12 protein-coding genes and 1 pseudogene are annotated in these 17,458 nt (G+C 66.3%); 4 read left to right on the top strand and 9 right to left on the bottom strand.

Annotated elements, in window-relative coordinates:
- Positions 1-15: 15 nt before the first annotated feature.
- From NM962_11220 to NM962_11205, 4 genes are read right to left on the bottom strand one after another with little or no spacing between them, the layout of a single operon-like run.
- A complete protein-coding gene (locus NM962_11220) occupies positions 16-1,641 on the bottom strand; it encodes a cytochrome bc complex cytochrome b subunit (GenBank protein ID UVO10628.1) in 1,626 nt (541 codons plus the stop codon).
- Positions 1,638-2,807, bottom strand: coding sequence for a ubiquinol-cytochrome c reductase iron-sulfur subunit (locus NM962_11215; GenBank protein UVO10627.1), 1,170 nt, complete (start codon positions 2,805-2,807; stop codon positions 1,638-1,640). The genes NM962_11220 and NM962_11215 overlap by 4 nt, the downstream gene beginning before the upstream one ends.
- Entirely contained in the window at positions 2,804-3,679 is an 876-nt protein-coding gene (locus NM962_11210) for a cytochrome c (GenBank protein UVO10626.1), read from the bottom strand. Before NM962_11210 ends, NM962_11215 begins: the two co-directional genes overlap by 4 nt.
- Positions 3,676-4,287, bottom strand: coding sequence for a heme-copper oxidase subunit III (locus tag NM962_11205; protein ID UVO10625.1), 612 nt, complete (start codon positions 4,285-4,287; stop codon positions 3,676-3,678). Before NM962_11205 ends, NM962_11210 begins: the two co-directional genes overlap by 4 nt.
- 170 nt (positions 4,288-4,457) lie before the next feature.
- Here NM962_11205 and trpD point away from each other — a divergent pair, with 170 nt between their 5' ends.
- Positions 4,458-5,540, top strand: coding sequence for an anthranilate phosphoribosyltransferase (gene trpD / locus NM962_11200; GenBank protein ID UVO10624.1), 1,083 nt, complete (start codon positions 4,458-4,460; stop codon positions 5,538-5,540).
- Here trpD and NM962_11195 read toward each other — a convergent pair.
- Positions 5,478-7,313: pseudogene (locus NM962_11195) on the bottom strand (DEDD exonuclease domain-containing protein). The gene trpD and the pseudogene NM962_11195 overlap by 63 nt on opposite strands.
- Before the next feature lie 139 nt (positions 7,314-7,452).
- On the opposite strand from NM962_11195, the gene NM962_11190 reads away from it, so the two are divergent.
- The 3 genes from NM962_11190 (at position 7,453) to NM962_11180 (ending at position 9,881) form a co-directional block, all read left to right on the top strand.
- Positions 7,453-7,719: a hypothetical protein gene (locus tag NM962_11190; protein UVO10623.1), complete on the top strand. Its 267-nt coding sequence runs from the start codon at positions 7,453-7,455 to the stop codon at positions 7,717-7,719.
- A 169-nt stretch (positions 7,720-7,888) separates the two neighbouring features.
- Positions 7,889-9,040 (top strand): peptidoglycan hydrolase RipC, encoded by a 1,152-nt coding sequence (gene ripC / locus NM962_11185; GenBank protein ID UVO10622.1) that lies wholly within the window; start codon positions 7,889-7,891, stop codon positions 9,038-9,040.
- A gap of 64 nt (positions 9,041-9,104) precedes the next feature.
- Complete coding sequence (locus NM962_11180) at positions 9,105-9,881, top strand: DUF4157 domain-containing protein (protein UVO10621.1); 777 nt, start codon at positions 9,105-9,107, stop codon at positions 9,879-9,881.
- Here NM962_11180 and NM962_11175 read toward each other — a convergent pair.
- From NM962_11175 to NM962_11160, 4 genes are all read right to left on the bottom strand, one after another.
- Positions 9,862-11,595: an AMP-binding protein gene (locus NM962_11175; protein ID UVO10620.1), complete on the bottom strand. Its 1,734-nt coding sequence runs from the start codon at positions 11,593-11,595 to the stop codon at positions 9,862-9,864. The two genes, NM962_11180 and NM962_11175, sit on opposite strands and share 20 nt — an antisense overlap.
- A gap of 41 nt (positions 11,596-11,636) precedes the next feature.
- Positions 11,637-12,767 carry a PE-PPE domain-containing protein gene (locus tag NM962_11170; protein UVO14494.1) on the bottom strand — a complete coding sequence of 377 codons (1,131 nt, stop codon included), beginning with the start codon at positions 12,765-12,767 and terminating at the stop codon, positions 11,637-11,639.
- Positions 12,768-12,834: 67 nt separating this feature from the next.
- Entirely contained in the window at positions 12,835-15,837 is a 3,003-nt protein-coding gene (locus tag NM962_11165) for an RND family transporter (GenBank protein UVO14493.1), read from the bottom strand.
- Positions 15,838-15,855: 18 nt separating this feature from the next.
- Entirely contained in the window at positions 15,856-17,277 is a 1,422-nt protein-coding gene (locus NM962_11160) for a condensation domain-containing protein (GenBank protein ID UVO14677.1), read from the bottom strand.
- Positions 17,278-17,458: the final 181 nt, after the last annotated feature.

Genomic DNA, 17,458 nt, shown 5'->3' with positions numbered 1-17,458 from the left:
TCGGACCCAGAAGGCCTAGTGGTGACCGTTGGTGTTACCGCCTTGGTGCTCGGCCAGCGCCGTCATCGCACGTCGCTCGCTGGCGTGTGCGGCCTCGTTGAGCGCGGCGTTCTCGTCGACCGGGTCGGCCGTCAGGAAGCTGCCACTACCGGGAGCACCAGCCGAGCCGAGCTTGTTCATCTTCTTGGGCAGCGGCGCACCGGCGTACTCCAGCGGAATCGGGTGGCCGTGGTCATCGACCGGGCCCAGCGGCTGGTGCAGCTCGATGTAGGCACCGTGCGGCAGCCGCTTGATGATGCCGGTCTCGATACCGTGCTCGAGCACGTCGCGGTCACTGCGTTGCAGACCGATGCACCACCGGTAGGTGATGAAGAAGATAAACGGCGGCAGAACCACCATCCCGATACGGCCGATCCAAGTCGTCGCATTCAGCGAGATGTGGAACTTCCACGCGATGATGTCGTTCATCGCAGCCAGGGTCAGCACCATGTAGAAGCTGATCGCCATGGCACCGATCGCGGTACGGACCGGAGCGTCCCGGGGACGCTGCAGCAGGTTGTGGTGCGCGTAGTCGCCGGTGAACTTCTTCTCCAGGAACGGGTAGACCATCAGCAAGCCGAAGACGCCGCCCATGATCAGTGCGACACCGACCGGACCGGGAATGGTGTGACCGAAGGGGTAGAACTCCCACGCCGGCCAGAGACGGGCCAGCCCCTCGGTCCACATCATGTAGAAGTCCGGCTGGCTACCTGCCGACACCTGCGACGGGCGGTAGGGCCCCAGGTTCCAGATCGCGTTGATCTGCAGCAACCCGCCCATCAGGCCCAGGATGCCGGTGATCATCGCGAAGAACGCGCCCGACTTGATCGCGAAGACCGGCAGCACCCGCACGCCGACGACGTTGGTCTCGGTGCGGCCCGGTCCGGGGAACTGAGTGTGCTTCTGGAACCACACCAGCGCCATGTGCACGCCGATCAGGGCCAGGATGATGCCCGGGATCAGCAGGATGTGCAGCGCGTAGAGCCGGGGGATCAAGATGGTGCCCGGGAAGTCACCGCCGAACAGCGCCCAGTGCAGCCAGGTGCCGATCACCGGCATACCCAGCGTGATCGAGGACAGCGCGGCGCGCAGACCGATACCGGACAGTAGGTCGTCGGGCAGCGAGTAACCGAAGTAGCCCTCGAACATGGCCAGGATCAGCAGCAGCGACCCGATCACCCAGTTAGCCTCACGCGGCCGACGGAACGCGCCGGTGAAGAAGATGCGTGCCAGGTGCACCATGATCGACGCCGCGAACATCAGCGCGGCCCAGTGGTGCAGCTGGCGGACGAACAGGCCGCCGCGGACCTCGAAGGAGATATCCAGCGCCGATTCGTAGGCCCGCGACATCTGCACGCCGTTGAGCGGCTGGTAGACGCCGTGGTAGATGACCTCGGCCATCGACGGGTCGAAGAACAGCGTCAGGTAGACGCCGGACAGCAGCAAGATGATGAAGCTGTACAACGCGATCTCACCGAGCAGGAACGACCAGTGCGTCGGGAAGACCTTGTTGAACTGCCGGCGCAGCGCGGCCGCCGGGTGGTACCGGGTATCGATGTCGTCTGCTTGGCGTGCGAGCAGATCGCCGATTGCAGGGCTCATGAGGTGCGCTCCCAGAAGGCCGGTCCGACAGGTTCCACGAAGTCGCCGTTGGCGACCAGATGCCCATTGGCGTCAATAGTGATCGGCAGCTGTGCCAGTGCGCGAGCCGCCGGGCCGAAGACCGGCTTGGCGAAGTGCAGCGCGTCGAACTGCGACTGGTGGCACGGGCACAGGATCCGATAGGTCTGCTGCTCGAACAGGGAAGACGGGCAACCCAGGTGCGAGCAGATCTTGGTGTAGGCGAAGAAGTCGCCGTAGTTGAAGCTCTCCTGGCCTTGGCGCTTGACCACCTTGGGCATGTCGTCGGGCCGGATACGGATCAGCATCACCGGGTTACGAACGCCCATCATGATCTCGGTGAGCTTCTCGTTCGATTCTTCGGTGGTGCCGTCACCGTCGGACTCGCGCCACGGGAACACCGTTTCCATGCCGCCGGCGTCCAGGTCCTCGGGCCGCATCTTGACGAACGGCGAGTTGGTGCTCTGACCGGTCGCGCGGGCCAAGTAGATGGTCTCGCCGGGGTAGCGCGGGGTCCACCCGGAAGTCCACAGCGCGGCCTTCTTGCCTTCGGCGGTGTCGACGACCGGCTTCCAGGGGTTCTTGATCAGGCCACCGGCGCCGGCCACCAAGGTGCCCAGGCCGAATGCGCCGAATCCGACGCCCAGCGACGCACCCAGCAGCTTGCGCCGACCGATGGTCGAGCCCTCGAACGCGTCGGTCAGCTGGGCCGCCACGGTCTTACGGTCGATCTCGGGGGAGCTGCCGTCGTGACGGTCCTGGATGGTGATCTCTTCGGGGATGAACTTCTTGACGAACAGCACCGCGCCGATCGCGATGCACAGCACCGAGAGCCCGAAGGTCAAGCCGTACAGCGGAGTCGCCAGCGAGTAGGCCAAGCCGTTCGGGGACTCCAGCGGCGCGTACTCCCACGGCCAGAACAGGAAGACCAGCAGCAGGGCCAGGCCGAAGCCGCCACCCGCCAGGAACCAGGCCGCGACCCGGCGCTCGGCCCGCTTCTCGGCCCGAGTGCCCTCGACCGGCCAGCGCGGCTCCTTGAAGACGGTGTTGACACCGTCGATGCTGCCGCCGAGAGCCAGCAGCTCGTCGTTGGTCATCGTCGCCAGTGCGGCGTCATCTGGGAGTTCGGTCTTGTCGTTGCTGCTCATGAGCGGGCCCCGATCCACAATGCTGCGGCGATGGCGGCAACCATGCCGATGATCCAAATCACCATGCCCTCGGGAGCCGGGCCGAACCCGCCGAGCCCGTAGCCGCCCGGTTCACGTTCTTCGGTAACGGATTTCACGTAGGCGATGATGTCTTTCTTCTCTTCCATGGAGATCTGCCGGTCGGAGAAGCGCGGCATGTTCTGCGGTCCCGTCAGCATGGCGGTCAGGATCTGCTGCTCGTTGGCCGGTTCAAGGTCGGGGGCGTACTTGCCCGAGGACAGCGCGCCGCCCTTGCCGGTGAAGTTGTGACACGACGCGCAGTTGAGCCGGAAGAGGTCGCCACCACGGCCCAAGTCGTCGCCGCGCAGTGAAGCCTGCGCGATGCTGCCGTCGGCATTGCGGACCACGGTGGGGCCGCCGCCGTTGGCCTGGATGTAGGCGCCCAGGGCATCGATCTGGTTCTCATCGAAGATCGGAGCCTTGCGGGCCGCCTGAGCCTCACCGCGGACCGCGGGCATCCGGCCGCTGGAGACCTGGAAGTAGACGGCGGCTTCGCCGACGCCGATCAGGCTCGGGCCGCGGCCCACCTCACCCTGCAGGTTGGCGCCGTGGCAGCTCACACACGAGGTGTCGAAGAGCTGCTTGCCGGTGCGCAGCAGGGCCGAGGCCGATTCGTCGGCCACCGCAACCTGCGGGGTGGGGGTCAGCAGCGCGGCCATTCCACCGGCCAGGGCCAGGGCGGCCAGCAGCAGCAGTCCGCCAGAGGCCCGACGGCGCAGGCGCCGGCGGGCGACGGTGTCGTCGTTGCCAGGTCGGGCCCACTTCTTCAGTGTCTTCAACCGGACACTCCTGTTCATCGGGCGGTTGCTCATCGGATGAAGTAGATCGTGGCGAACAGTGCGATCCACACGATGTCGACGAAGTGCCAGTAGTAGGACACGACGATCGAGGCGGTGGCCTGAGCCGGGGTGAACTTGCTCATGGTGGTGCGCAGCATCAAGAAGATGAAGGCGACCAATCCACCGATGACGTGCAGGCCGTGGAACCCGGTGGTCAGGTAGAACACCGTGCCGTAGGCGCTCGACGGGATGGTGGTGCCGTGCGCGATCAGGTGGGAGTACTCGTAGGCCTGACCACAGACGAAGAACAGGCCCATGAGGAAGGTCAGGAGGTACCACCGGCGCAGCCCGAACACGTCGCCGCGCTCGGCGGCGAAGACACCCATCTGGCAGGTGAACGATGACGCGATCAGCACCAGGGTCACCGGGACCGCCAGTGCAAGGTTCAACTCGGTTGGTGGTGGCGGCCAGGCGCCCCCGGATTGCGCGCGTGCCGTGAAGTACATCGCGAACAAACCGGCAAAGAACATCAATTCACTGGACAGCCACACGATGGTGCCGACGCTGACCATGTTGGGACGGTTCAGCGAATGCACACGAGAAGTAATGGCAGTACCCGAGGACCCCACAGCGCTCGTCACCCCGCAAGTATGACGCTATGTAGTTGTAGATCTCCACCCGGGGCTGGCAATTCGTTTGAACTGGTGTTGTCTGTGCCGTTACGCGCTCGTGAGCGCACTGTTAGCGCTCTGTTCGCGCCCGGTTTCCGGTTGGCTTTGGTGTCACGGAGGCCGCGTGCGACGATCGGCGCGTGGTCGAGCCAGGTAGTGCGGCGCAGCCGACAGCGCAAATAGTGCAGTGGCGACAGGTCCTGGGCGGCCTGACGTCCGGTAGCGACCTACCCCGGGGGCAGGCCGCCTGGGCGATGGAGCAGATCATGGCCGGCGCCGCCACCTCTGCGCAGATTGCGGCGTTCGGGGTGGCGATGCAGATGAAGGGCCCGACCGCCGCCGAAGTCGGCGAGCTGGCCGACGTCATGCTGTCCTTCGGACGCAAGGTGCCCACCGACAAGATCGGTACCGACACCGTCGACGTGGTGGGCACCGGCGGGGATGGCGCCAACACGGTGAACCTGTCCACCATGGCGGCGATCGTGGTGGCCGCCGCCGGCGTGCCGGTGGTCAAACACGGCAACCGGTCGGCGAGCTCGCTGTCCGGGGGCGCCGACACCCTGGAGGCGCTGGGGGTGCGCATCGACCTGGGTCCCGACGAGGTGGCGCGCAGTGTCGCCGAGGTCGGTATCGGATTCTGCTTCGCCCCGCAGTTTCAGCCGTCGTATCGCAATGCCTCGGTGGCACGGCGCGAGATCGGCGTCCCGACGGTGTTCAACCTGCTGGGTCCGCTGACCAACCCGGCGCGGCCGCGGGCCGGGCTGATCGGGTGCGCGTTCGGGGAGTTGGCCGAAGTAATGGCCGGTGTGTTCGCGGCGCGGCGCTCCAGCGTGCTGGTGGTGCACGGTGACGACGGCCTCGACGAACTCACCACCACCACAACCAGCACGATCTGGCGGGTGCAGGCCGGCACCATCGACCGGTTGACGTTCGACCCGGCCGGTTTCGGATTCGCGCGCGCAGAGGTCGGCGAGCTACTCGGTGGGGACGCGCAGGCCAACGCCGAGGAGGCCCGCTCGGTGCTCGCCGGAACCACGGGTGCGGTGCGTGACGCCGTGGTGCTCAACGCGGCCGGCGCGATCGTGGCCCACGCGGGGCTATCCAGCGGTGCTGAGTGGCTGCCGGCCTGGGAAGACGGGCTGGCGCGGGCGGTCGAGGCGATCGACAGCGGCGCGGCCGAACAGTTGTTGGCCCGTTGGGTCCGCTTCGGCGCTCAGCTCTGAGGCCAGCCGCGCCGAGCGAGCCAGCGCCGCCCACGACGTCCACGGCCCGGCCGAAGCCAGCGGGGAAGTCCATCCCTCGGCCTCGGTGGCACCTTCGGTCGACGCGACGCGCACGATGCGCACCCCGGGAGCTGCCAGCCAGCGGGCGATGAGCATGGTCTCCTCGACCAGAGCCCCGGCCAACGGCGCCGGCTCGGGCAGCACCGTCTCGGCTCCCAGCGTGATCGCATCGACGACGGGCATCGGCGGGACACCGCGCGCAGCGCACCCCGCGGCAGCCAGCCGGCCGTGGCGGATCACCGCGAGGTGCCAGCCGCCGGTGCCATCCGGCGCTGCGGCCACCAGCTCGGGCAGGGCCACCAGGGCGCGGGCGCGTTGGCTACGCCATAGGGCATCGATGGCTGCCGCAGTGCGGTCGCGCAGCCGTGCCGCACTTTCGTAGTGCCCGCGATCAGCCAGCGTGTTCACCTGCTGCACCGCGGCGCCCAGCGCGGCGTTGTCGGCGCCGTCGAGCAACGCGGCCGCACGCCGGACCGCTTCGGCGTACTCGTCTGCGGTGGTGTTCGCCGTCGCTGGGCAGGGGCTGACTTCGGCCGGCGGGCAGGAGTGCCGACTGGTCCGGCCCAATCGCGTTGTGCAGGTTCGGATTCCGGTGAACCGCGAAAACAGGGCGGCGGCCTCGGCGGCGTCAGCCCGAGAACGGAACGGTCCGATGACCCGGTATTGGCGCGGAGTGCGCACCACGGTCAGGCGAGGAAAAGCCTCGCCTGAAAGCGTGATCCACCACCACCGTCGGGGAAACTTCGATCGTCGGTTGTAGGGCGGAGCGGCCGCGGCCAGCAGTCGTAGTTCGCGCACCCCGGCCTCCAGCGGATGCGCGCATTCGACGTGATCGATCCGGGTGGCCAACGCCACCATCTCGGCGATGCGGCTACGGCGTTCCGAGCCGTTGAAATACTGCGCGACCCGGCGGCGCAGGTTGGTGGAGGTGCCGATGTAGAGCACTTCGTCAGACGGGCCGCGGAACAGGTAGACCCCGGGCAGCTCCGGCAGCCCGACGGCCAGGCTGCGCTTGCGGCGCTGGGCCGGTGTCGTGTGCGACAGGTAGGCACGCAGGTCGACGAAGGTGTTGACCTGCTGGTTGCCTAGCCGCTCGATCAGCGCGTGCAGGACGTCGACGGTGGCGCGGGCGTCGTCGAGTGCCCGGTGGGTGGGGGTGGTGCTCACCGCGAACAGTCGGGACAGCTCGGCAAGCCGGACACTGGGTGCCTCGTCGCGGCTGAGCGCCCGGCGTGCCAGCCGCACCGTGCACAGTACGGGCGGCCGCGGCCAGGCCAGATCGCAGCGTCGTGCGGCGGCGGTCAAGAACCCGACGTCGAACCCGGCGTTGTGGGCGACCAGCACCGACCCGCGGTCGAAACCGGCGAACTCCAGGAAGGACGGCAGCACGGTATCGATCGTGGGCGCTTCGTAGACCATGGCGGTGGTGATGCCGGTCAGCCGGACGATTTGCGGCGGAATGCCACGCTGCGGGTTGATCAACGTGGCGAACTCACCCTCGACCACTCCGCCACGCACTTTGATCGCGCCGATCTCGGTGATGGCGTCCGCTTCGTCGTCCCCTTTTGGCGAGGCCCGGCCGCCGGTGGTCTCCAGGTCTACCACCACGAAAGTGGTGTCGCGCAGGTCGGCCGGGGCGGCGTCGAATTCGGCTTCGAGCTGGGCTTCGAAAGGGGGGAAGCTCAGCTGCTGTGTGCCAGAGCCGGTGGTCATGGTCGAACCGTAGGTGCACGCACCGACACCGACGGTTAGCAAGCCTCGACGGAGGAGAGGCGAAGCTGGACCGCCGCAATGACGCCAGGTTGTCGGTGCCCGGAGTTAGCGTGCGGGCAACTGATCGAGAGGAATCGTCATGGGACAGATCTCGGGACACTCGGATGGCCACGGCGCGCGCCGGGCGGATTCGGATCCGATGGTGATCGACTGCGATGACTGTGCAGTGCGCGGACCTGCGTGCCGGGACTGTGTGGTCAGCGTCTTGTTGGGTGTGCCCAACGAGCTGCTCGAAGACGAGCGGGCGGCGCTGGATGTGCTCGCCGAGGCCGGGATGGCGCCGCGACTGCGGCTGGTCCCGATCCGCCGGGAGCGCGGGCCGGTGCGGCGCTCGGGCGTGGCCTGATCAGGGCTGGATCCGAGCGAACAGGCCTTAGAACTTTCACAATCCTGACTGTTACTGTCGGCAATTCGTGATGGACAACGACGTTGCCATTCCGTAACCTATTCGAGACCTTACGTTTCGGCGGCGGTATACCCCCTGTACCGCCCTGGGCAGTGTTAAGGATGCAATCTTGGAGCTCGAACGTATGCAGTGGCGTCTGCGTGCATGGAGGCGCCCTGCCCTCGGCGCCGCGGTCGGTTTGGTGGCCGGTGTCACCACTTTGAGCAGTGTGTTGGTCGGAAGCGTCCATGCTGACCCCGCTGACGACGCCCTGGCGAAACTTAGCGAACTGTCCCGGCAGGCCGAGCAGACCACCGAGGCCATGCACACCGCGCAGCTCAACCTCGACGAGAAGCTCGCCGCGCAGCAGGCCGCGGACAACGCGCACAACGCCGATCAAGCTGCCCTGGATGCGGCCCGGGATCAACTGTCCACCTACCGGGCGGCCGTCAATCGCTTTGCCGCCACCACCTACATGGGTGGCCGCGTCGGCGGCGCGGACGCCATCCTGACCGCCGAATCGCCGCAGCAACTGATCGACAAGCTCGGTGTGCAGCGGGTGGTTGCCGGCGATCTGGCGGTGCAGCTGGACCGTTTCCGTGCCGCCAGCGAGCAGGCCAATCAGGCTGAACAGGCCTCCGCCAAGTCGGCTGACGACGCCCGGACGGCAGCCGAGCAGGCCGCTGCGGTCCGCGCCGAGCTGCAGGCCCGCCAGAGCCGGCTGCAGCTGCAGATCTCGGTGGTGAAATCGCAGTACTACGCACTGACGCCGCAGCAGCGCACGGCGATGGCCGCACCCGGCGCAGGGCCCGAAGCGGTACCGGGCGAGCCCGCCCCCGAGGGCATGCCGCCGGCACCCGGTTTCCCAGGATTCCCGATGCCCGGATCCGACGCGCCGCCCCCGATGGACATGGCAATGGCCGCTCCCGGTGGCGGGTCCGCCGCGACCGCCGTGCAGGCAGCGTTGACTCAGGTCGGCACGCCCTACGTCTGGGGCGGGGCAGCGCCGGGCGGATTCGACTGCTCGGGACTGGTGATGTGGGCGTTCCACCAGGCCGGCATCAACCTGCCGCACTCCAGCCAGGCGCAGGCCAACGGCGGGCAGGCGGTGTCGCTGTCAGACCTGCAGCCCGGTGACGTGCTGACCTTCTATTCGGACGCGTCGCACTCGGGCATCTACGTCGGCGACGGCATGATGATCCACTCGTCCACCTACGGTCAGCCGGTCCGGGTGGTTCCGATGAACTCGTCCGGCCCGATCCACAACGCCCGCCGTTACTGAGCGCCGGGCCATCCGCCGCCTGCTTGCGGCGCTGCTGGTTGTCGAGCTGATCAGTGGTGTCGTCTTGTTGGGCGCAGCTGCTCGCCGGCCGGCGGTCGTGCCGCTGATCGTGGGCGACGATCGCAGCGTCATCCTGGAGAATCTCGGCGGCAAGCCCGGCGAAGAACTGCTGTCGCGGGTGGCCGCAAACATCGGCAGTGCCGTCGACGCGGTCGAAGCGTTCTGGGGGACCGACTGGTCGCATCGCATCCAGGTGACGGCCACCGGGTCGGATCAGCAGTTCGTCGAGCTGGCCGGCCACGACAGCGCGGATGTTGCGCAGTGGTCGGATGTCGCCGCGGTCGCGGTCGCCGAGCGGGTGGATCCGGAGCGTCGGACGGTAACTGGTCAACGGATCGTCTTCGCGCCCGGCGCAGCTGCGATGAGCACTCCGGCACTGCGAATCGTGTTGACCCATGAGCTTTTTCACTTCGCCGCCCGAACGGACACCGCGTTCGATGCGCCGCGCTGGCTCACCGAGGGGGTAGCCGATTTCGTTGCACGACCCACCGGGGATCTGGCGATCGGGCCGACCGGACCGGTGCTGGCGTTGCCGTCGGATGCCGACCTGGATGCTCCCGGACCGCGGCGGGTACAGGCCTATGACCGGGCCTGGGACTTCGCTCGTTTCGTGGCCGAGCGCTTCGGTACGGTCAAGCTGCGCGAGCTCTATCTGACCGCCTGCGGTCCCGGACATGTGCCGCCGGCCGTGGCGGTGCCGATGGTGCTCGGGGTGGATCTGCCCGAGCTGCTCGACGAGTGGCAGCGCTGGGCCGACGGTCTCAGGCGTCCAGCCGGGTGAACTCGTTCCGGCGGTGCTGCTCGACGCAGGCGGCGCGCCGGATCTTGCCGCTCGTCGTGGTGGGGATCTCGCCGGGCGCCACCAGGACAAGGTCTCCGACGGTCAGGCCGTGCTCCGTGGAGATCGCTGCAGTGACCTCGCGGGCGACGCGGGCGAGATGCTGGTTTGCTGCCTCGCCGGCAACGTCGCGCTGCTTGATCTCGATGATGGTGACCAGCTTCTCGGTATCGCCGGTCCGGACGGCTATCGCCGCGACCCGACCCGCGGTGATCTGTTGGACCGTCGCCTCGATGTCCTCGGGATAGTAGTTGCGTCCGCGGATGATCAACAGATCCTTGATGCGGCCGACGATGAAGAGCTCACCCTCGTCGAGAAATCCTTGGTCGCCGGTGCGTAGCCAGGGCGCCTCGGGCGTGCCCGGCGACGGTTCGGCGAGCGTGACGCCAAAGCAGTGCTGCTCCTCAGGTGGCTTGCGCCAATAGCCGTCGGCGACATTGGCGCCATGCACCCAGATCTCGCCCACCACGCCCGGCGGGCACTCACGGTGGGTGTCACTGTTGACGATCCGCAGCGTGGGCGACTGCGGCACGCGGTAGGGGACCAGTGCAGTGCCCTGCCCGGGCATGCACCGCTGAGCGCGGCCTGCACCCAGCTCAACGACATCGAAATGTGCCGCCGGTGCTGCCTCGCTCCAGGTGTTGGCCGCTACGAAGACGGTCGCTTCGGCCAAACCGTAGGAGGGCCGCATCATCTCGTCCCGGAAATTGAAGTGTGCGAACCGGTCGACAAAGCGTTCCAGGGTGGCCGCCTCGACACGCTCGGCGCCGCTGATGACGCCCAGCACGCCGCCGAGGTCCAATCCGTTCAGGTCGGCGTCGGTTGTCTTGCGCGCGGCCAGGTCGAAGGCGAAGTTCGGTGCCGCCGACCAGCTGTGCGGATTTCGCGCCAGTGCCTGGATCCATCGGGCCGGCCTTTCCAGGAACGAAACCGGGCTGGTCAGCTCGCCGCGGAAACCGCCCAGGATCGGTGCGCAGACCCCGAGTACCAAACCCATGTCGTGGTAAAACGGCAGCCACGACACCATGGTGGTATCCGACGGGACTGTGGTTCCAGCGAAGTAGCTTCGCATCAACTGCTCGAAATTCGTCTGCAGGTTGGTATGCGAGATCATCACCCCGGCTGGCTGCCGGGTCGATCCGGAGCTGTACTGCAGATATGCGGTGCTCGGCAAATCAGTCGCCCGGAAACTGATTTCGCTGTCGACATCGAGATGCATCGAGTCGATCTCGACGATCTTCGGCACGGTGTCCAGGCGGGCCGCATCAACGTATTCGGCGACGTCTTGCGCGACCGCGGACGTGGTCAGGACCACCGCAGGCGCTGCGTCGGCCAGGACCGCACCCACCCGCTCATGACGCGAGCCGCGGTGTGGCAACGGGAGTGGGACGGCGATCAATCCAGCCTGCATCGATCCCAGAAACGCCGCGATGTAATCCAGCGACTGCGGTGCCAGGATCACTGCCCGGTCGCCCACGGATCCGTGGAAGCTGAGCTCGCGTGCCACGTTGAATGTCCGGCGCGACAGCTGTGACCAGGTGACGTCCTCGCGAACTCCCTCCCAGTCTCCGTCGTAGTTGGTGAAGGTGAACGCGACGTCATGGGGCCGGAGGCTGGCACGCCCATGCAGCATCGATAGAACGGAGGGCTGAGGCATAGGCGTCACATAGCTCATCGAATCGGTAGGCCAGCGGGCGATCAGCCCTTGCCGCTCCCGGACATTCCGGACAATACGGACATTGCGCCGTTGAGGATCTGCGAGAACGGGTCGGCGCCGCCGCCGAAGGTGGCCTGGGTGGCAGGTGCGGTGACGGCTGCCGGGTCGAAGCCATTGATCGGGTCCACTTGGACCGGAGCGGTCGCAGGATCGTCGTTGCGCGAATAGGCGGCGTTCACCCGAGGTAGCAGTATCGCGTCCAGCCTGTTGAGGGTGTCTTCATCAATCCCGATGTAGGACAACGGCATAACGAGTGGAAGGTGTTTTTCGGGGATCAGATAGGTCGTTGTCGTCGCTCCCCTGGAGTTCACCGTTGTCCTGATGTTCTGCGGCGGCACCATGTCCGGGTTGGTGAAGGCGACGGCGGTGTGGCCGGTTGCCAGGCCCATCAGGGTGTTGGCCAGCGCCAACAGATTGTCCGGGCGGTCCGGGAAGTCGGCGATCGAGTCGTAGGCGGAGACGAACATCTTGGTGTCGTACTGGCTCTCCACCGGAGCCGGGATGCGATAGTCCATCGCCGGAACGACCGATCCGACCGGGAACATCGCGGTCAGGAAGCTCTGGCCGAAGGCGTGCCGCGCGATGGGGTCGCCGAACGTGGCGAAGTTCAGCTTGTCCGGCGGGGGAGCGGTGGGATCGGTCGCCAGCCGGGCCTGCACGGCGTCGAGCACCAACGAGCCCTCTGACAGTCCGATCGCGGTGCCGGGGCCGCCGTTGCGGATCGCCGCGTCGAGAGTGCCCTCGCCCTCGTCGACCGACTCACCGATGCTGGGCCCGTCCGCCCCCAACCCGGGGAAGGCTTCATCGAGCTTGCCGATGCCGGGGAAGAGGCGCTCCAGCACGTGCCCCTGGACCTGCCCAGCGGGGTAGCGCACGATCTGCCGCCTCAGGCCCGGGAACCATTCCTCCCCCTCGCGGCGGATGTACTCGTCGTAGGGGATGCCCAGCACGTGGGCGCCGCCGAGGGCGTACGCGTTGCGGCCGGATGGATTCGCGCTTCCGCCGGGCGTGTCGTAACCGGGCGTGTCGTCGGCTGTGCTGACTCCGGTACCGAAGCATCCGGTCGTGCTCAGAGTCACCAGCGCGGAGAATCCTGCTACGAGCTTCTTCATCTCTGCCTCCCCCGACGGCTCGGCTTGCCTTGTAGTTTCACACAGATCGCCTGCACGAGTAACCCCCTTACGCTGCAGCGCGCCCCCGCCGTTGTCGCCGCGATCCCAGCCGAGACGGCCACCAGTTGGCGCGCCCGACCAGCGCGGCGATGGCGGGAACGGTGATGGTCCGGACCAGGAAGGTGTCCAGCAAGATCCCGACTCCGATGACGAGACCCCCCTGGACCACGGTACTGATGCTGGAGAACAACAGGCCGCACATCGAGGCGGCGAAGATCACGCCCGCTGCGGTGATCACTCCGCCGGTCGAACTCAGGGTGCGGATCACGCCGTAGCGGACGCTGTGCGGCGACTCGTCGCGCATCCGCGACACCAGCAGCATGTTGTAGTCGGCTCCGACCGCGACCAGCACCACGAACGCCAGTGGGGGCACCGTCCAATGCAGCTGTTGGCCACCGATGAACTGGATCACCAGCACACCGATACCCAGCGCAGACAGGTAGGAGACCACCACGGAGGCGACCAGGTACAGCGGTGCGACGACAGCACGCAGCAGCGCAATCAACGTCAACAGCACGACGAGCAGGGTGGCGATGATGATGAACCGGATGTCGTGCTGGTAGTAGTCGCGGGTGTCTCGCAGACCCGCGGTGTAGCCGGCCATCGACACGGTGGCGTCGGCCAAGGCGGTGTTGGGCTGGGCGCTGCGCGCGGCGTCACTGATGGCGTCGATCTGGTCCATCGCTTCGGTGCTGAACGGATTGAGTTCGGTTTGCACCAGGTAGCGCACGGAGTGCCCGTCCGGCGAAAGGAATATCTTGGCGGCTTCGGTGAACTCGTCCAACTGCAAGAGTTGGGCCGGGATGTTGAAACCGGCCTGAGCCGGTTGCGCCGCACCGTTTTTGAGGGTCAGCAGGAACGTCGCGGCGGCATCCAATTCGGTGCCCATCTGTTTGACCTGCTTGACCAGTTCGGCAACGCCGTCAGCGATCTGCCGACTTCCACCGGCGACGCGGTCCGCTCCGTCTTGCATGGACCGCAGGTTGGTCTGCAGGCCACCGGGTTTGTCCATTCCCATGGATTGCATCACGTTGGTGAGGTTGGCAAGCGCGGTGCGCACGCGGTTGATCGAAGCGTTCAGGGACCGCTGGTCCGGGATTGACTGCAATTGCTGTGCGAGATCGCTGATCGCGTCGAGGTCTTCTTGATTGCGTCCACCGAGCAGCTGTTCGAAAGCCCCGCGGGTGGCACTGCAGGAGGTATCCAGATCACAGATCGGGTTGCCCTGCAACGCCGTCAGCACCGGGCCGATCCAGCCGAACATGTTCCTGCCGGCGGAGAAATTCCAGCCCATGGAATTGCTGATGGCGTTGACATGGTCGACGAGTTGGGCTGCGGTGTCGACCGACTGGACCAGGGTGTCGCCGCCGTACTGGCTCTTCATGGACGAAAAGGAGTTGACCACGTCCTGGACGCTGGCCGATAGGCGTTTGACCTGGCCGCGTACGTCGCGCAGGTTGGTGGCCAGCGTCTCGGCTCCGGCGGCCAACCGGTTGAGGTCACTGGAGCGGCCGCTGATCGTGGCGGACCCGTCCGCGAGAAAGCCGCCGATGGCGCCGGCCTGATAGGTGGCCCGAAACTCTTCCGGCACAGCCCCGGTCGGCCGGGTGATGCCGGTGACCGCGGCGACGCCCGGGACTTGGCTGACGCGTTGTGCCATCTGTTCCAGGTCGGCAAGCGCCTCGGGAGTGCGCAGGTCGTTCGGTGACTGGATCAGGATGTATTCGGGAATCGACTGATTCACCGGAAAATGCTGCTCCAGCGCCGCGTACCCGAGCGAACTCGGAGCCGAGGACCGCAGCGCCTTGCGGTCGTCGTAGTTGTAGCGCACGAAGGCGGCGCAGCCGGCCAGGGCAGCCAACACGAGCAGACTGGCCAGCAGGTGGGCCGCAGGCCTGCGCACGATGCGGATACCCGACTTGCGCCACAATCGAGCGGTCAACTCGCGCCGAGGTTTGACCCAGCCTCGTGCCCCGGCCAGCACCAGAATCGCCGGCAGCAACGTCAGTGCGGCAAGGAACGCGACCCCGATCCCGATCGCAGCCGACGACCCGACCGTCTTGAAGACGCCCATGCGGGCGAAGCTGATAACCAGAAAGGTGATTCCGACGGTGGCGGCGGACGCGGCGATCACCTTGCCGATCGACATCATCGCGCCCTTGACCGCCTGATCTGAATTCGCCCCCGACCGCAGCTGGTCGTGGTAGCGGCTGATCAGGAAGACCGCGTAATCCGTTCCGGCACCGGCCATGATCGCGCTCAGAAAGACATTGGACTGATTCGAGACTCCCGAATTCGTCAGGTGGGAGTATCCGGCCACCAGTGCCTGGGCGATTACCAGAGATATCCCGATGGATATCAGGGGCAGCAGCATGGTGATCGGACTTCGATACACCACCAGCAGCACAAGGAGCACCAGTACCGCGATGGCCAACTCGATGGGAAGCCGGTCGTGATCGCCGGCGACGGTCAGGTCGGCGACGGTTGCCGCGGGGCCGGTGAGATGAGCGGTCAGGGCCGACCCCTCCGGGGCCTGTTCCAAGACGTGCTTGACCAGCGCACCGATCCGATTGAACGCCGCAAATGACTGCGGCGTACCCAGTTCACCGGCAACGCCGACCGGCACGACCCACGCTTTGTGGTCCTCGCTGGTGACAATCGGACGCAGCGGTGGCGTGGTGATGAAATCCTGAAGCATCACAACGTTTTCGGTGTCCCGACGTAGCGCATCGACGAGATTGCGGTATACGGACTCGTCGGCGCGATTGAGCCCATTGTCATCGGTCAAGACCACCAGCAGGAGGTCTTCAGATCCCGATTCCTCAAACGATTCGGCCATCTTCTGCGCGGTGACGCGCGAGGGTGCATCGCTCGGCAGGATTGCGAGCGGATGCTTCTGGGCCATCTCGCTCAGGGACGGGAAGGTCAGGGGCAGTGCGGCCGCGACGGCGATCCAGACCCCGATGACCACCAAAGGCCATCGCACCACCAGCTCGGCTAATCGCCGCATATTGCCCTGACCCCCTGTTTAAGCGACGCGACCCCAGTGCCCGCTGCCTGCGACCCGGACGCACACGGACCGCATCGCCTCCATGTAGCGCGTAGCCGATTTCTGGGCGATCGGGTTGTCGGGATGCATGATCGCCATGACCGTGCCCTCGCCGTACCGGAAGATGTAGATGGTCAGTTGGTAGGAATATCGGCCATCGGGGTAGATGCCGATGTTGTTCGCAAGCCCCATATCGCCGGCGGCGAGAATGGCATTGAGCGGAGCAGCTCCGCCGTGCAGAAAGTTCGATACCGGAAAGTTCGGCTGTGGCCAGTTCAGCCACGGTGCCAATTCCAGCACCCGGTAATACGGCACCTTCGCCATATCCAGCCCGGAATCGAAGCACGTTTGGGCGGCCCAGGACGCGTCCGAGAAGGAGGCCGCCGCGATGGGAACGGTGATCGGGATCAATCCGGTGAACCAGCCTTGCGTCATGAAATTGTCGGCCGCCGTTCGGGAATCCCTGGGCGTCAGTCCGTAATAGGTGAGCGCGCCGGTGAACTCATGTTCCACCAGTGCCAGGCAGGCGAACAACCCACCGACGAACCGCGCGCCCGCCGCAGCGCAGGCCGTCTCGAACCGATCGGTCTGCCCGGCATCCATCAACTGCTCAGAAGACATGTCACTACGGGTCGAATCCGTCGGGTCGCCCAACGGGAGCGGAAATTCGGGGAAGCCATCGCCATTGTTCTCGGCGAAGTCCAGCCAGGCACGCACTCCGGGTGAATCCACCGTCAATGCCGCGGTGTTTTCCCGCTCCCGGATGCAGAAATCGCCGTAGCTGCCGGCATCGGGAAGCGTCAGTGCGCTGCCGCCGCCACTGAGTGCGGAGTACATGCCGTTGGCCTCCAGCATCGTCGTGCCGATCAGCGTGGCGTCGCCATGGACATGGTCCATGGCAGCAAAGAACGTGAAGTGGCTTTCGGACTGAATGATCCCGAAGGTGAAACAACCCCATTCCAGCGGCGAGGGGATCGCGACGACGTGCGCGCGTATCTCGTCCGCAGTCATCTTTCCGTGGTCGACGGGCGCAAATTCGATATCGGCCGGATCGGTGATCTCATGCCTGATGAACTCACCGTCACCGGCCTCTTCGAACCAGCTGCGGAAGGTGTCATGCCGGCGCAGGTAGGCGTTGAGTGCATGATCCATCGCGGAAACATCGCACTGACCTGGCACTTCACAGCTCGCGATGATCTGACGTGAAAAGTTCAGACCGGCTGCCGTGCGCTCACAGTAATTTCGCAGATGCTGAGCCTGCATGTAGCTGACCGGAACCGAGCTGACCGCGGCCTGCCGGGCCTTTTCGGTGGCCGCTGCGGTGGGATGCCAAGAGATGACCGTGCCGGGGCTGAGGGTCCATTCATCGAGCGAGCCGACCGTGATCTTGCCGATGCGCAAACTGCCCCTCCTCGCTTGGTCCCCCCGGCCATGCTGCGGCGAGGCCAGGATAACGCGCCGGGCTGATCTCCGATACGTGTCGGGTGAACGCCTCCAGCGCGGATTGTGGGCAGCGGCCGCTCCCACCTGGGCGAAGTCCACCGAGTTTGCCAGGGATCCGCTCACAGCTCTTGCACTACCG

It is taken from the genome of Mycobacterium sp. SVM_VP21, assembly GCA_024758765.1.
In the GTDB taxonomy this organism is placed as follows: Bacteria; Actinomycetota; Actinomycetes; order Mycobacteriales; family Mycobacteriaceae; genus Mycobacterium; species Mycobacterium heraklionense_C.
This window is presented reverse-complemented; position numbering and strand designations above follow the sequence as displayed.

What these genes read in the sequence shown, in the direction of transcription:
- NM962_11170 (UVO14494.1), bottom strand. Translation starts at nt 12,767, where the DNA reads ATGAAGAAGCTCGTAGCAGGATTCTCCGCGCTGGTGACTCTGAGCACG.
- NM962_11190 (UVO10623.1), top strand. Translation starts at nt 7,453, where the DNA reads ATGGGACAGATCTCGGGACACTCGGATGGCCACGGCGCGCGCCGGGCG.
- NM962_11210 (UVO10626.1), bottom strand. Translation starts at nt 3,679, where the DNA reads ATGAGCAACCGCCCGATGAACAGGAGTGTCCGGTTGAAGACACTGAAG.
- NM962_11175 (UVO10620.1), bottom strand. Translation starts at nt 11,595, where the DNA reads ATGCCTCAGCCCTCCGTTCTATCGATGCTGCATGGGCGTGCCAGCCTC.
- NM962_11215 (UVO10627.1), bottom strand. Translation starts at nt 2,807, where the DNA reads ATGAGCAGCAACGACAAGACCGAACTCCCAGATGACGCCGCACTGGCG.
- NM962_11220 (UVO10628.1), bottom strand. Translation starts at nt 1,641, where the DNA reads ATGAGCCCTGCAATCGGCGATCTGCTCGCACGCCAAGCAGACGACATC.
- NM962_11165 (UVO14493.1), bottom strand. Translation starts at nt 15,837, where the DNA reads ATGCGGCGATTAGCCGAGCTGGTGGTGCGATGGCCTTTGGTGGTCATC.